Origin of the sequence: Sphingobium sp. PNB, from assembly GCF_019873065.1 — a bacterium.
Classification (GTDB): domain Bacteria; phylum Pseudomonadota; class Alphaproteobacteria; order Sphingomonadales; family Sphingomonadaceae; genus Sphingobium; species Sphingobium fuliginis.
Map to the genome: position 1 here is coordinate 17,500 of NZ_JAINEZ010000031.1, position 14,352 is coordinate 31,851.

The window sequence follows — 14,352 nt, forward strand, 5'->3', positions numbered from 1 at the left end:
CCGGCGATGCACATGAACCGCATATCCCGTGGTGATCGGGAATCCAAAACGCCAGGGAGAGGTGCCGGATCGGCTTGGCGACGCCCGTTTTGGGCGGCGGCTTTCGTGCGCTCTGGAGAACCGGATGTTCGACTTCAATGACAAGGTCGCGATCGTGACCGGAGCCGCCAGCGGGCTGGGCGAGGCCATCTCCCGTGAGTTGGCCGCCTCCGGCGCCCGGCTCGTGCTTGCCGATCTCGATATCGACCGCGTACACGCTCTCGCTGCCCAGATCGATGACGGCAGGGCCTTTCCGCTTCAGACGGACGTGGCGAACGCCGCGGATGTCGAGGCGATGGTGGATTTCGCGGTGAAGACCTTCGGCCGGCTCGATCTTGCCGTGAACAATGCCGGCGTCGGCGGCGCCTCCGCTCCGGCCGGTGAATATGATCTTGCCGAATGGCGGCGCGTGCTCAGCGTCGACATGGACGGCGTGTTCTACGGCATGCGCTATCAGATTCCCGCGATGCTCGCCTCGGGCGGCGGGGCGATCGTCAACATGAGCTCGATCTGCGGCATGCTCGGCCTGCCCGGCACCATCGCTTACGCGGCTGCCAAGCACGCCGTGGTCGGCATGACCCGGACCGCAGCCGTCGACTATGCCCGCAAGGGCATTCGCATCAACGCGGTGGGGCCAGCGGTCATCGATACGCCGCTGATCCGGGCGCAGGGCGAACCGTCGCCCGCGCTGATCGATCAGCATCCCATTGGCCGGCTCGGCCGGCCCGAGGAGGTGGCGGCGCTTGTCGCCTTTCTGCTCTCCGATCGCGCCTCGTTCATGACCGGCGGCTACTATCCCGTCGATGGCGGCTATCTCGCGCAGTGACCGCGTCGCCCACTCCCTTTTCATCAGCACTAGCAGCAAGGAATTTCTCATGTCCCGTATAGCGCTTATCACCGGCGGCGTGAGCGGCATCGGCGCCGCGACCGCACGACTCCTCAAGGCGCACGGCTACACCGTCGTCGCCAATTATTTCGGCAACGAGGCCGAAGCCCAGGCGTTTCACGACGAGACGGGCATTCCGATCTATGGCTGGAACGTGGGAGATTTTGCCGCGAGCCAGGCGGGCGTCGCCAAGGTGGTCGCGGAGGTCGGGCCGGTCGATATCCTCGTCAACAATGCCGGCATCACCCGCGACGGCACGCTCCACAAGATGAGCGAGGAGCAATGGCGCAGCGTGATCGACGTCGACCTCGGCGGCTGCTTCAACATGTGCCGTGCAGTGATCGAAGGCATGCGCGAGCGGCGCTTCGGCCGGATCGTCAATGTGAGTTCAGTCAACGGCCTGTCGGGGCAGTTCGGCCAGACCAACTATGCCGCTGCCAAGGCGGGCGTGATCGGCTTCACCAAGGCGCTCGCGCTCGAGGGCGCGGCGCGCAACGTCACGGTCAATGCGATCGCGCCGGGCTATACCGACACGGCTATGGTCGCCGCAGTATCAGCGGACGCGATGAAGGCAGTTCTCGGCGCCGTTCCGGTCGGCCGTCTCGGCACGCCCGATGAGATCGCGCGCGGCGTCCTCTTCCTGATCGAGGACGAAGCCGGCTTTGTCACTGGCGCCACGCTTTCGATCAACGGCGGCAAATACATGGCCTGAAGCGGCCGAATGGAAGGAGAAGATCATGACCACGAATGTTGTTCTTTGCGCACCCGTGCGAACCGCCATCGGCAGCTATGGCGGCAGCCTCAAGGACATGGCCGCGCCGAGACTCGGCAGTATCGCCATCGCGGAGACGCTGAAGCGCGCCGGCGTAACCGGGGAGGCGATCGATACGGTCGTCATGGGCCAGGTGGTGCAGGCCGGTGCGAAGATGAACCCGGCGCGGCAGGCGGCGATCGGGGGCGGAATCCCCGACACTGTGCCGGCGATGACCGTCAACCGGGTCTGCGGCTCCGGAGCCCAGGCGATCGCCACCGCAGCGCAGGAGATCATGCTGGGCCTGACGAATGCCGCGGTCGCGGGCGGGATGGAGAATATGGATCAGGCACCCTACCTCATCGAGAAGGGCCGCTGGGGCTATCGGATGGGAGACGGCAAGCTTTTCGACAGCATGCTCCATGATGGTCTCAACGACGCATTCGTCGACCAGCATTCGGGCTGGGTGACCGAGGATCTCGTCACGAAATTTCAGATCTCGCGCGACGCCCAGGACAGTTGGGCAGTGCGCTCGCAACAGCGGTTCAGTACGGCCCAGGCGGCCGGCAAGTTCGACAGCGAGATCGTAGCGGTCGAAATTCCGGGACGAAAGGGGCCGACCAGCTTTTCGCGGGACGAGCAGAACCGACCGGATGCGACGCTCGAAAGCCTCGCCCACCTCAAGCCGGCCTTTCGTCCGGAAGGAACAATCACGGCAGGCAATGCGCCCGGCCTCAATACCGGCGCGGCGGCGATGATCGTGGCGAGCGAGGACTGGGCCAGCCAGCACGGCGTAGCTCCGGTCGGTCGGCTGGTCGCTTTCGGCGTGGGTGCGGTGGAGCCCGGACTGTTCGGGCTGGGGCCGGTCCCGGCCGTGCGTCAGGCGCTCACCCGTGCGGGCTGGTCGGTGTCGGATCTCGAACGGGTCGAGATCAACGAAGCCTTTGCCGCGATCGCCATCGCCGTCGTACGGGAACTCGGGCTGCCGGAGGACATCGTCAATGTCGAAGGCGGGGCGATCGCCCATGGCCATCCGATCGGCGCGACGGGCGCGGTGCTGACGACGCGGCTGCTCGAGTCGATGCGGCGCGACGGGCTCCGGCGCGGGCTTGTCACGCTTTGCATCGGGGGCGGGCAGGGCGTTGCCCTGGCTCTTGAAGCCGTCTCCTGAGCGAAGAGGCTTGGGGCGGCGATCGATCTTCCGTCGACGCCGCTCCGGTCCGAACGCAACCGATAAGGTGTCGCGTGCCCATGCTCATCGCGAGCTTTCTGGAAAACCCACTCTCGAAGGGGAACCGGAGAGCCGTGGATAGCGGCACGTCTGTTCATACGGGTGGCGGTCCGGTGACCGGTCGACTAGGCGAATTGCAGAGTTCCGCCGGTACGGCCGAAGGGCTCTCGATTGTGGGGATCGAAAAGTCATTTGGCGCCCGAAAGGTTCTCCACGGCGTTTCGCTCACCGTCAAACCGGGCGAGATCGTGGGGCTGCTTGGTCCCAACGGCGCCGGAAAGACGATCTGCTTCTATGCGATCGTCGGCCTGACGAGCGTCGATGCCGGCAGGATCCTGCTTGGCGGAGCGGATGTCACGGCGCTTCCGATGGACAGGCGCGCGGCACGGGGACTGGGCTATCTTCCGCAGGAGCCATCGGTCTTTCGGGGAATGACGGTGGCGGAAAACATCACCGCGGTGCTCGAGTGCCGCACGGACGATCCCGCGGGGATCGCGGCGCGCCTCGATGATCTGCTCGCCGAATTCAGCATCGCCCATGTCCGCGATACGCCGGCTCCGGCTTTGTCAGGCGGAGAACGCCGCCGCACCGAGATTGCTCGTGCGATGGCCGCGAAGCCGGCCATCATGTTGCTGGACGAGCCCTTTACCGGCATCGACCCCCTGTCGATCGTCGATATCAAGCTGATGGTGCGCGACCTCAAGCAGCATGACGTCGGCGTTCTCATAACCGACCATAATGTCCACGAGATGCTCGAACTGGTCGACCGGGCCTATGTCATCCATGAGGGAAGGGTGCTGTTCGAGGGGACGCCCGACGCGGTGCTTCACAATCCCGATGTGCGCAGACTCTACCTTGGCGAGGACTATGAGCAGTGACCTTTCCTTTGGTCGATCATAGCCGCTCCGTTGCCGCCGCTCAGCACCGGGCCAGCCTCGACGGCGGCCTGCTCGTGTTCATGCATCGGGGCGACGGCATGACGCCAGACTTGCGGTCGGAGTCCGTGTCCAACAGGATCGAACATGGCGTTAACCGGAGCAGTCTTCGTCCAGGAAGGGCATTCCGCGCGCGATGAGATTCATGGTGCGCTTGAGATAGTCGGCTTTGGCGCGGGATGTGTTTTCCAGTTCGTGCCGCAGTAGAATGCGCGTCCGCGGGCAGGTGACCAACGCATCGAAGAGGAAGGTCGCGAGGAACGGCAGATCATACGCGCGCTTTTCGTGGCCATCGCAGACTTGTTCGAGGATGGACTGGATCAACGCAATCCCCGCCTTCGCGCCCATCGAAGGAGTGACCTGGCTGACCTCCGATTTATGGTCGGCAATCCAGCTGACAAGGGACTCCAAACCTATGGCTTCGCGCTTGAGCGATGCATCGAGCATTTTCCTGCTAACATGGAGAAGTTTGTCCTGCGTCGAGCCGGCCGGAATATTCGCGGCGATTGGCCTGAGATAATGCGCCGTCCCATGTTCGATGGCAGCAAAAAGCAGCGCCGTTTTCGACCCGAACCGGGAATAGAGCGTCCGCTTCGAGACGCTGGCGGCGATTGCGATCCCCTCCATGCTGGCGCCTTCCACGCCCTGGGCGATGAACTGCTCGAGCGCCACATCAAGAATATGAACGCCCAGTAGGGCCGCGATTTCCTGCGTCGGCCGGCCACCTTTGGGGTCACGCGGCGGCAGGCGCCTGGCGCTTCCGGTTGATGTTGCTCGTGTCATAAAACCGTCTCTAACCCGATCATCCAGGTCTTGCATGAGTTTTGACTTGATCCGCTATCGCCAGGAGGCGATAACAAAACCGCTAAGTATACATACGCATTGTCCGGGGAGGAGCTGTGGGGGAAACCTCGCGGCGCATCTGAAACAGGAACGGACCCGGACGATCATGACGGATATCGCACTCGTAACCGGTGGCACGCGCGGGATCGGCGCGGCCATCGCCCGATCGCTGAAGGCCGAAGGCCATGAGGTGGCGGCCGTCTATCATGGCAATGACGCCGCCGCCGCCCGGTTCAAACAGGACACCGGCATACCGGTGTTCAAATGGGACGTTGCGGACGAGGCGGCCTGCCGGGACGGCGTTGCCCAGGTCGAAGAACGGCTTGGGCCGGTGTCCATCCTCGTCAACAATGCGGGCATCACCCGCGACGGGGTCTTCCACAAGATGAGCTGGGACAATTGGCGGTCCGTGCTGGCGACCAACCTCGACTCGATGTTCACCATGACCCGCGCAATCATCGAGGGCATGCGCGAGCGGCGCTTCGGCCGGATCATCAACATCTCGTCGATCAATGGGCAGAAGGGCCAGATAGGGCAGGTCAACTATTCCGCGGCGAAGGCGGGCGTGATCGGCTTCACCAAGGCGCTGGCTCAGGAAAATGCCGCGCGCGGCATAACCGTCAACGCGGTCTGCCCCGGTTATGTCGACACCGACATGGTCGCCGCCGTCAAGGAGGAGGTGCGCGCCGGGATCATCGCCGGCATCCCTGTCGGCCGTCTCGGCGACCCCGACGAGGTCGCGCAAGCGGTCTCCTATCTCGCCTCGCCAAAGGCGGCTTTCTGCACGGGCTCGGTGCTTACCATCAACGGAGGGCAATATATCGCGAATGGCTGAGCCTCGTCTGCCACCGTGCGTAAGGACAATCCCTCATATCGCAGCGCAGCATCGCAACGGAAACTGTTTTTCCTCCCGCCTCGATTCTCGAAAGGACCTGACCCATGAGCTATCCCCTCGATCAGATTACCGCCCTTGCCAAGGCCAATGGCGAGCTTGTCCTCAAATTCGCCGAGATCGCCCGGACCGGCGGCGAGGACTATGCACAGATCGGCAGCAAGGCGGCGACCCTCTTCGTCGATCAGTTCAAGGAACTGAAGCCGGGGACTGTCCCGAGCTTCAGGAGCGACGCGGTCACGAGCCTGCTCGGCGAGGTCGAAAAGAGCCGGGAGGCCTCGGTGAGCAAGATCAAGGCGGCCGTCGACGAATGGCAGGGTAGCTGGAAAGATCTGCTCTCGCAGACGACCAGCCAGCAGGAACTGACCGGAACCATCCAGGCGTGGTTCCAGCCCCTGCTCAAGAAGTCGGCGGCCGAGCCGGAGAAGGCGAAGGTTCCCGCGGCCCCGGTGCGCGCGCCTGCGAAAGCTACCGAGACAGCCTGAGGGTCGCATCTCACGGCGAACAACGGCTCCCGCCCGGTTCCCGGACGGGAGCCGGCTATTTGAAGACCGAACCAGGGGCAGTGCGCGACGATATGGCCGTTCCGGAGATCATGAGGGCCAGATACCGACGGCCAGCTACAAGCGTTGCCTGTCTCGCTGCGTCCATGCTTCTGGCCGGCTGCTCGTTCGCGCCGGCGCATGTCCGTCCGCCGCAGCCTGTTCCGCAGGGCTATGCCGCATCGGCCTCCGACTCGTCGTCCATCGCCCGGGTCGGCTGGTACGATTTTTTCCATGAGGAGCAGCTTCGGGCACTGATCGCTGCGGCGCTGGAGAACAACCGCGATATCCGGATCGCCTCGGGGCGTGTCGCGGAAGCGCGGGCGTCTTGGCGGATCCAAGGCTCGGCGCTCTATCCCCAGTTCGATGCCGTGGCGACCGGAACGCGGGGACGAACCCCTGCCGATCTGTCGGTGACGGGCCAGGCCGTGACGGGCAACCAGATCTATGCGCAGCTGAGCGCCGGCTGGGAGATCGACTTCTGGGGCCGGCTGCGCAACCTCAACGCGGCGGCGCGCGCGCAGTATCTGGCGACGGAAGAAGCTCGACGCGCGATCGCGACCGACCTCATCGCCCAGGTCGCCAACGGCTATCTGCTCGAGCGCGAATATGAGGAACGCGTCGCGCTGGCGAGCCGGACGATCACGACGCGCGAGGACGCGCTTCGGATCCTGCGGCGGCGTTATGAGGTGGGCTCGGGATCCAAGCTCGAGATGACGCAGGCGCAGACCCTGCTGGCGCAGGCGCAGACGGCGCTGCAGGCGCTCGATCAGGATCGCGAGGTCAATCGCAACGCGCTGGCACTGCTGGTCGGGCGTCCGGTCGACATCCGGCCGGGGCCGCTCGGCCTTGCAGAAGCCGCGCCGGAGGTCGTGCTTCCTCCGGGCCTGCCGTCAGAGCTTCTCGTCAACCGGCCCGACATCGTGGCGGCGGAATATGTGCTTCGCGCAGCCGAAGCGAATATCGGCGCCGCGCGCGCCGCCTTCTTCCCCAATATCAGCCTGACCGGCGCCTTCGGGACGGCGAGCAGCGAACTGGACGGCTTGTTCAAGGGGGGAAGCCTTTCCTGGAATTTCACGCCGACCCTGAGCCTGCCCTTGTTCAATGCCGGACGCCTCAAAGGCAATCTCGACGTGGCGAAGGCCCGGCAGGTGATTGCGGTCGCGGATTATGAAGGGACGGTACAGACCGCGTTCCGCGATGTGTCGGATGCGTTGGTCCGGCGCCGGCAGCTCGGCCTCCAGATCGAAACGACGCGCACCATGCTCGCGGCGCTCCAGGAGCGCGCGCGCCTTGCCCAGTTGCGCTTCGATAACGGGCGCTCGGCCTATCTCGAAGTGCTCGACGCGCAGCGCGACCTGTTCGACACCGAGCAGGCGCTTGTCCAGCTTCGCCGCGCCCATCTCGGGAGCGCCGTCGCCCTCTATGCGGCGCTGGGCGGGGGCTTCATCCAGAATCCAGCCTTCGACATCAACGCAGCTGAAACCGGGAATCCAGCACAATGACGACGCCCCAGAAGAAATGGTTCATCAGGGGCGCCATCGCCGTGGCCGTCATTGCCGTCGCTCTGACCCTGTGGCAGCTGCTCAAGCCCGGCGGCCTGCCGGACGGCATCATTGGCGGCAATGGCCGGATCGAGGCGATCGAGATCGACATTTCCGCCAAGACCCCTGGGCGGATCCGCGACATCGTCGCCGACGAGGGCGACTTCGTGAAGGCGGGACAGGTCGTCGCGCATATGGACACCGATGTCCTCAACGCCCAGCGCTCCGAGGCACAGGCGCAGCTCGCCCAGGCGCAAAACGCGATCCTGATCGCGCAAAGCCAGGTGTCGCAGCGCCAGAGCGAGCGCGCGGCCGCCTTTGCCGCCGTGCGGCAGCGTGAGGCGGAGCTGAGCGCCGCGCGCAAGCGGCTCGCTCGCTCGGAAACGCTGGCGCGCGAGGGTGCGACCGCGGTTCAGGAGCGCGACGACGATCAGGCGCAGGTCGAAGGCGCGACGGCTGCCGTCGAGGCGGCGCGCGCGCAGCTGGCTGCGGTCGATGCGGCCATCGGCACCGCGCGCAGCCAGGTGATCGGCGCGCGCTCGAACGTCGATGCCGTCCGCGCGACGATCGAGCGGATCGAGGCCGATATCCGCGACAGCGACCTGCGCGCTCCGGTGGGCGGAAGGGTCCAGTATCGCGTGGCCCAGCCGGGCGAGGTCGTCGCCGGCGGCGGGCGGGTGCTCAACCTCGTCAATCTCGGCGACGTCTACATGACCTTCTTCCTGCCCGAGACGGTGGCGGGACGCGTGGCGCTGGGGAGCGACGTGCGGATCGTGCTCGATGCCGCGCCCGACTATGTGATCCCCGCCAGGGTCTCGTTCGTCGCCGATGTCGCGCAGTTCACGCCCAAGACGGTGGAAACGGAGAGCGAGCGGCAGAAGCTGATGTTCCGCGTCAAGGCACGGATCGATCCCGCTTTGCTCGATCGCCATATCACCCAGGTCAAAACCGGGCTTCCCGGCATGGCCTATGTGCGGACCAGCCGCGATGCCGAATGGCCGGCGAAGCTGACCGTCAACGTGTCACGATGACTGAGCCTGGAATTTCGGAGGGCGCATCGCCTCGATTGGCGGCGCGCCTTTCGGGCGTCGCCCTGGATTATGGCAGGACGCGGGCGCTCGATAGCATCGATCTGGAAATTCCGGCCGGACGCATGGTGGCGCTGATCGGTCCCGATGGCGTCGGCAAGTCCACCCTGTTCTCGCTGCTCGCCGGCGCGCGCGTGATCCAGGAAGGCAGTGTCGAGGTTCTCGGCGGCGACATGGCGGACCGGCGGCATCGCGAAGCGGTCTGTCCACGCATCGCCTATATGCCGCAGGGCCTCGGCAAGAACCTCTATCCGACCCTCTCCATCGACGAGAATCTGGAGTTTTTCGCGCGCCTGTTCGGGCAGGATGCGCAGGAGCGCGAGCGGCGGATCGCCCAGCTCACCGAGAGCACCGGCCTTGCGCCGTTCCGCAAACGTCCGGCGGGTAAGCTTTCGGGCGGGATGAAGCAGAAGCTCGGGCTCTGCTGCGCGCTGATCCATGATCCGGATTTCCTGCTGCTCGACGAGCCGACCACCGGCGTCGATCCACTATCGCGCGCGCAGTTCTGGGACCTGATCGATCGCATCCGCGCCGACCGGCCGGGCATGAGCGTGCTGGTCGCCACCGCCTATATGGAGGAGGCGGCTCGGTTCGACTGGCTGGTGGCGATGGATGCGGGGCAAATCCTCGCAACCGGCACGCCGGCGGATTTCTATCGACGCACCGACACTGACGGGTTGGAGCACGCGTTCATCGCGCTGCTGCCCGAGGAGCGGCGGCGCGGGCACAAACCGGTGATCATCCCTCCGCGCAACGACGGGAGCGATGCCGAGATCGCGATCGAGGCCAAGGGACTGACGATGCGGTTCGGCGATTTCACCGCGGTCGACCATGTCGATTTCCGGATCGAGCGCGGCGAGATCTTCGGCTTCCTGGGTTCGAACGGCTGCGGCAAGTCGACGACGATGAAGATGCTGACCGGCCTGCTCAAGGCGAGCGAGGGCCAAGCGTGGCTGTTCGGGCGCGAAGTCGAGAATGACGACGTGGCGACGCGTCGGCGCGTGGGCTACATGTCCCAGGCCTTCTCGCTCTATTCCGAGCTGACGGTCCGGCAGAATCTCGAGCTGCATGCACAGCTCTTCCATGTGCCGGCGGAAGAGATTCCCGCCCGGGTCGAGGAGATGGCCGAACGCTTCGGCCTGACCGATATCATGGACGCACTGCCGGACGCGCTCCCACTCGGCCAGCGCCAGCGGCTCAGTCTCGCGGTGGCGATGATCCACAAGCCCGAGATGCTGATCCTCGATGAGCCGACCTCGGGCGTCGATCCGATCGCGCGGGATCAGTTCTGGCAGATGATGATCGACCTCTCCCGCAACGACAAGGTGACGATCTTCATCTCCACCCATTTCATGAACGAGGCCGAGCGCTGCGACCGGATCTCGCTGATGCATGCCGGCAAGGTGCTCGTCAGCGATACGCCGGCGGCGATCGTCGAGAAGCGCGGCAGCACGAACCTTGAGGATGCGTTCATCAGCTATCTGGAGGACGCGGCGGGCGGAGATGAACGGGCGGAGGCGGGAGTGGCGGCCGCGGCGCCGGCCACCGAGACAAAGGCTGAGCCCGCTTCGTCCTTTTCCCGCACCTTCAGCCGCCGCCGCATGATGAGTTATTCCCGGCGCGAGGCGTTGGAGCTTCGTCGCGATCCGATTCGCGCGACGCTCGCCCTTCTGGGAAGCGTGCTGCTCATGTTCATCATGGGCTATGGCATCAGCCTCGATGTCGAGAACCTGCCGTTCGCGATGCTCGACCGCGACGGCACTACCACCAGCCAGAACTATACGCTGAACCTCGCCGGGTCCCGCTACTTCATCGAACGTCCGCCGATCACCGATTATGCGCAGCTCGACCGACGCATGCGCGACGGCGAACTGAGCGTCGCGATCGAGATCCCGCCAAGCTTCGCGCGCGACCTGCGCCGCGGCGATCCGGTCCAGATCGGCGTTTGGATCGACGGCGCCATGCCGATGAGGGCGGAGACCGTGCAGGGCTATATCCAGGCACTGCACGCGCAATGGCTGGGAGAGATGGCTGTGCAGGAGCTTGGCGCCCGGCCCTCGGCGGGCCTCATCAATATCGAGACGCGCTATCGCTACAATCCCGACGTCAAGAGCCTGGTGGCGATCGCGCCAGCGGTGATCCCCGTCCTGTTGCTGCTGTTTCCGGCAATGCTGACGGCGCTCAGCGTCGTCCGCGAGAAGGAATTGGGCTCGATCATCAACTTCTATGTAACACCGATCACGCGCATCGAGTTTCTGCTCGGCAAGCAGCTGCCCTATGTCGCCCTCGCCATGCTGAACTATGTGCTGCTCGTGCTGCTGGCGCTGCTCGTCTTTCGCGTGCCCATCACCGGCGACGTGCTGGCGATGACCGTCGGGGCGCTGCTCTACACCCTGTCGGCGACGGCGATCGGGCTGCTCTTCTCGATCTTCATGCGCAGCCAGATCGCCGCATTGTTCGCCACCGCGATCGGCACCATCCTGCCGGCGGTCCAGTTCTCCGGGCTGATCAACCCGGTCTCGTCGCTGGAGGGCGCGGGCGCGTTCGTCGGGCGCGTCTTCCCGACCACCCACTTCGTGACGATCTGCCGGGGCGTCTTCTCGAAGGGGCTGGGCTTCGGCGATCTGGGCCAGCCGCTTCTGGCGTTGGCGGCGGCCGTGCCGGTTCTGCTCGCGCTGTGCGTCGCGCTGCTCAGGAAGCAGGAGAGTTAGATGCGGCATATCGCCAATATCGGGCGCCTCGGGGTCAAGGAGCTGCGCAGCCTGTGGCGCGATCCGATGATGCTGGTCCTGATCGTCTACGCCTTTTCGCTCGGCATCTACGTGGCGGCCTCCGCCATGCCCGAGACGCTGCACAAGGCGCCGATCGCGATCGTCGACGAGGACCAGTCGCCCCTGTCGAACCGGATCACCGGAGCCTTTTATCCGCCGCATTTCACGCCGCCGGCGCTGCTCGCTTTGGGCGAGGTCGATCCGGCGATGGACGCCGGCCGCTACACCTTCGCGCTCGACCTGCCGCCCGATTTCCAGCGCGACGTGCTCGCCGGCCGCCAGCCGACCGTCCAGCTCAACATCGACGCCACGCGGATGAGCCAGGCGTTCACCGGCGGCGGCTATATCCAGCAGATCGTCCAGGGCGAGGTGTCGGAGTTCATGAAGGGAACGCGGGCCACGGCCGCGCCGCCCGCCGATCTCGCCCTGCGGGCCCGCTTCAACCCGACGCTCGCGCAAAGCTGGTTTGGGTCGGTGATGGAGATCATCAACAACGTCACCATGCTCTCGATCGTGCTGACCGGCGCCGCGCTGATCCGCGAGCGCGAGCATGGCACCATCGAGCATCTGCTGGTGATGCCGATCACGCCGTTCGAGATCATGGCGAGCAAGGTCTGGGCGATGGGGCTGGTCGTCCTGCTCGCCTGCGCCTTCGCGCTGCTGGTGGTGGTCGAAGGAATATTGAAGGTGCCGATCGAGGGATCGATCCCGCTGTTCCTGACGGGTGCGGCGCTGCATTTGTTCGCCACCACGTCGATCGGCATCTTCATGGGCACGATCGCGCGCTCGATGCCTCAGTTCGGGCTGCTGCTTATGCTCGTGCTGCTGCCGCTCCAGCTGTTGTCCGGCGGCATGACCCCGCGCGAGAGCATGCCCGAGTTCGTGCAAACGGTGATGCTCGCCGCGCCCACCACCCATTTTGTGAGAATGGCGCAGGCGATTCTCTACCGGGGAGCGAGCTTCGACGTGGTCTGGCCCCAGTTCCTTGCCATCGCCGTGATCGGTGCAGTGTTTTTCCTGATCGCGCTCGCGCGGTTCCGCCGGACGATCGGAACGATGGCATAAGCAGGCACATGGTGATGGCCGCCTCAGTAACACTACCAATATGCCCACCAGCGCGGCTGCGCGAAACTTTTCTCACCACAAAGGGGAGAATCTCCATGCACGCCCTGGACAGAATTCGTCAGTCGATCGACGTCATTTTCCTGTATGGATTGACAGCAGGTCTGGTGATGGCGATCGCCGCCATCATCATGGCGAAGCTTCCCGAATGAAAAGGAAGACGCGTCTCCGGCGTCTTGCGCCGCTCGTTCTGAGTGTTCTTCTTGGGCTTTCTATTCACACCGCCGCCCAGTCGGCGCCCGCTGCCGCCGAAGCGACCGCCCCGGCGGGCTTCCGCCTCGATTCCGACGGGACCTTGGTGCATGTGGGAAGCGGTGCGCGCTTTCCTCATATGCTCGCCGGATTCACCCGCGTAGCCGAGCAGGGATATGATCCCAGCGGCCAGTATGTTTCCGTCGAATATCGTTCGCCAGTGCACGGTTCGACGATCGTTGCCCGCATCCCGCTGGTTCATATCGAGCAAATGTCGGCGAAGGAGCATTATACGATCATGAAGTGGCTTGCGCGCAGCTATTTCGATGAAAGCACGCCGCTGTCCGAGGGGCCGGTCGTTCTTCCCGACATGCCAAAGGATGCCGTCTGGCGCGGACGGTTCCGCAGCAGCCGCGAAGGCGTTCCCTTTGAATTCAGTCTCACGACGGTCGATCTTGGCTATTGGGGCGCCCGCGTCGCCACCGCTTATCCGGAGGCCGAACATGGTGAAGCCGAACAGCGGCTCGATGCGTTGATTGGTGGATTGCGGGCATTGGCGCCGACCGCGAAGCCGGAATAGAGTCGATCTCATGCAGGGCGTTGCCGCTTGCGGTCCAACGCCCCCAAGCAAAGAAGAGGAGGAGCCATGCTCGCCATCACCGGAGCGACGGGACAACTCGGGCGGCTCGTCATTTCGGCGCTGTTGAAAACGGTGCCGGCCGGCGAGATCGCAGCCCTGGTACGTAATATCGACAAGGCGTCCGACCTCGCTGCGAAGGGCGTCGTCGTGCGCGAAGCCGATTATAGCCGACCGGAGACCCTGGGCCCGGCCCTGGCGGGTATCGACAAGCTGCTGCTCATTTCGGGAAACGAGGTCGGACACCGCGTGCCGCAACATAAGGCGGTGATCGACGCCGCCAGGACGGTGGGCGTGAAGCTCATCGCCTATACCAGCGTGCTGCACGCCGATACGTCACCGCTTGGCCTTGCAGAAGAGCATCGCCAGACCGAGGCGCTCCTCCGGGAAAGCGGCATACCCACCGTCCTGCTGCGAAACAGCTGGTACACCGAGAACTACACCGCCTCGATACCCTCCGCTCTCCAGCATGGCGTGGTGATAGGCTCCGCCGGAGACGCCCGCATCGCCTCGGCCACCCGCGCCGACTTTGCCGACGCAACCGCCGCCGTTCTGGTGGCGCAGGAGGATCAGGCCGGACGCGTCTACGAACTGGCGGGTGACGAAGCCTATACGCTCGCCGAATTCGCGGACGAACTCTCCCGCCAGGCGGGCAAGACGATCATCTTTCGCAACCTGAGCGAGGCCGACTACAAGGCGGCACTGGTCGACGCCGGCCTGCCGGAGGCGGTGGCGGCGATGCTCGCCCAGTCGGACGCTGCGGCCGGACAGGGCGCGCTCTTCGACGACGGCCATCAACTCAGCCAGCTGATAGGCCGGCCGACCACGCCATTGAAGGACGCGATCGCCGCGGCCCTGGCGCGTTGAGCGCTGGGCGCC

Annotated in this window: 13 protein-coding genes; 12 read left to right on the forward strand and 1 reads right to left on the reverse strand. The window is 65.1% G+C overall.

From position 1 onward, the window contains the following. Positions 1-124: 124 nt before the first annotated feature. From K7W03_RS12310 to lptB, 4 genes are all read left to right on the forward strand, one after another. Complete coding sequence (locus K7W03_RS12310; protein ID WP_222886447.1) at positions 125-865, forward strand: SDR family NAD(P)-dependent oxidoreductase; 741 nt, start codon at positions 125-127, stop codon at positions 863-865. A gap of 49 nt (positions 866-914) precedes the next feature. Further along, positions 915-1,637, forward strand: a complete 723-nt coding sequence (gene phbB, locus K7W03_RS12315) for an acetoacetyl-CoA reductase (protein ID WP_222886448.1) — start codon at positions 915-917, stop codon at positions 1,635-1,637. A 25-nt stretch (positions 1,638-1,662) separates the two neighbouring features. After that, positions 1,663-2,847, forward strand: a complete 1,185-nt coding sequence (locus tag K7W03_RS12320) for an acetyl-CoA C-acyltransferase (protein ID WP_222886449.1) — start codon at positions 1,663-1,665, stop codon at positions 2,845-2,847. Between the two features lie 173 nt (positions 2,848-3,020). Then, positions 3,021-3,785 carry an LPS export ABC transporter ATP-binding protein gene (gene lptB / locus K7W03_RS12325; RefSeq protein ID WP_051520139.1) on the forward strand — a complete coding sequence of 255 codons (765 nt, stop codon included), beginning with the start codon at positions 3,021-3,023 and terminating at the stop codon, positions 3,783-3,785. 150 nt (positions 3,786-3,935) lie between these two features. On the opposite strand, the gene K7W03_RS12330 is transcribed toward lptB, so the two are convergent. Further along, on the reverse strand, positions 3,936-4,661 hold the full coding sequence (locus K7W03_RS12330) for a TetR/AcrR family transcriptional regulator (protein ID WP_226870104.1): 726 nt from the start codon (positions 4,659-4,661) through the stop codon (positions 3,936-3,938). Positions 4,662-4,791: 130 nt separating this feature from the next. On the opposite strand from K7W03_RS12330, the gene phbB (K7W03_RS12335) reads away from it, so the two are divergent. From phbB (K7W03_RS12335) to K7W03_RS12370, 8 genes are all read left to right on the forward strand, one after another. Next, positions 4,792-5,520 (forward strand): acetoacetyl-CoA reductase, encoded by a 729-nt coding sequence (gene phbB / locus K7W03_RS12335; RefSeq protein ID WP_222886450.1) that lies wholly within the window; start codon positions 4,792-4,794, stop codon positions 5,518-5,520. Positions 5,521-5,624: 104 nt separating this feature from the next. After that, the gene (locus tag K7W03_RS12340) at positions 5,625-6,062 is read left to right on the forward strand and encodes a hypothetical protein (RefSeq protein WP_222886451.1); all 438 of its coding nucleotides are present in this window, start codon (positions 5,625-5,627) and stop codon (positions 6,060-6,062) included. A gap of 110 nt (positions 6,063-6,172) precedes the next feature. After that, complete coding sequence (locus tag K7W03_RS12345; RefSeq protein ID WP_222886476.1) at positions 6,173-7,624, forward strand: efflux transporter outer membrane subunit; 1,452 nt, start codon at positions 6,173-6,175, stop codon at positions 7,622-7,624. After that, positions 7,621-8,694, forward strand: a complete 1,074-nt coding sequence (locus tag K7W03_RS12350) for an HlyD family secretion protein (protein ID WP_222886452.1) — start codon at positions 7,621-7,623, stop codon at positions 8,692-8,694. Before K7W03_RS12345 ends, K7W03_RS12350 begins: the two co-directional genes overlap by 4 nt. Continuing rightward, positions 8,691-11,462 (forward strand): ribosome-associated ATPase/putative transporter RbbA, encoded by a 2,772-nt coding sequence (gene rbbA / locus K7W03_RS12355; RefSeq protein WP_222886453.1) that lies wholly within the window; start codon positions 8,691-8,693, stop codon positions 11,460-11,462. Before K7W03_RS12350 ends, rbbA begins: the two co-directional genes overlap by 4 nt. Then, positions 11,463-12,587, forward strand: coding sequence for an ABC transporter permease (locus tag K7W03_RS12360; RefSeq protein WP_222886454.1), 1,125 nt, complete (start codon positions 11,463-11,465; stop codon positions 12,585-12,587). A gap of 40 nt (positions 12,588-12,627) precedes the next feature. After that, positions 12,628-13,416 (forward strand): hypothetical protein, encoded by a 789-nt coding sequence (locus K7W03_RS12365; RefSeq protein ID WP_222886455.1) that lies wholly within the window; start codon positions 12,628-12,630, stop codon positions 13,414-13,416. Positions 13,417-13,482: 66 nt separating this feature from the next. Next, positions 13,483-14,340 carry an SDR family oxidoreductase gene (locus K7W03_RS12370; RefSeq protein WP_222886456.1) on the forward strand — a complete coding sequence of 286 codons (858 nt, stop codon included), beginning with the start codon at positions 13,483-13,485 and terminating at the stop codon, positions 14,338-14,340. Positions 14,341-14,352: the final 12 nt, after the last annotated feature.

Bases quoted from the DNA above. Each gene is read 5' to 3' on its own strand.
- K7W03_RS12310 (WP_222886447.1), top strand. From the start codon at position 125: ATGTTCGACTTCAATGACAAGGTCGCGATCGTGACCGGAGCCGCCAGC.
- phbB (WP_222886448.1), top strand. From the start codon at position 915: ATGTCCCGTATAGCGCTTATCACCGGCGGCGTGAGCGGCATCGGCGCC.
- K7W03_RS12320 (WP_222886449.1), top strand. From the start codon at position 1,663: ATGACCACGAATGTTGTTCTTTGCGCACCCGTGCGAACCGCCATCGGC.
- K7W03_RS12330 (WP_226870104.1), bottom strand. From the start codon at position 4,661: ATGCAAGACCTGGATGATCGGGTTAGAGACGGTTTTATGACACGAGCA.
- phbB (WP_222886450.1), top strand. From the start codon at position 4,792: ATGACGGATATCGCACTCGTAACCGGTGGCACGCGCGGGATCGGCGCG.
- K7W03_RS12340 (WP_222886451.1), top strand. From the start codon at position 5,625: ATGAGCTATCCCCTCGATCAGATTACCGCCCTTGCCAAGGCCAATGGC.
- K7W03_RS12345 (WP_222886476.1), top strand. From the start codon at position 6,173: ATGAGGGCCAGATACCGACGGCCAGCTACAAGCGTTGCCTGTCTCGCT.
- K7W03_RS12350 (WP_222886452.1), top strand. From the start codon at position 7,621: ATGACGACGCCCCAGAAGAAATGGTTCATCAGGGGCGCCATCGCCGTG.
- rbbA (WP_222886453.1), top strand. From the start codon at position 8,691: ATGACTGAGCCTGGAATTTCGGAGGGCGCATCGCCTCGATTGGCGGCG.
- K7W03_RS12360 (WP_222886454.1), top strand. From the start codon at position 11,463: ATGCGGCATATCGCCAATATCGGGCGCCTCGGGGTCAAGGAGCTGCGC.
- K7W03_RS12365 (WP_222886455.1), top strand. From the start codon at position 12,628: ATGCCCACCAGCGCGGCTGCGCGAAACTTTTCTCACCACAAAGGGGAG.
- K7W03_RS12370 (WP_222886456.1), top strand. From the start codon at position 13,483: ATGCTCGCCATCACCGGAGCGACGGGACAACTCGGGCGGCTCGTCATT.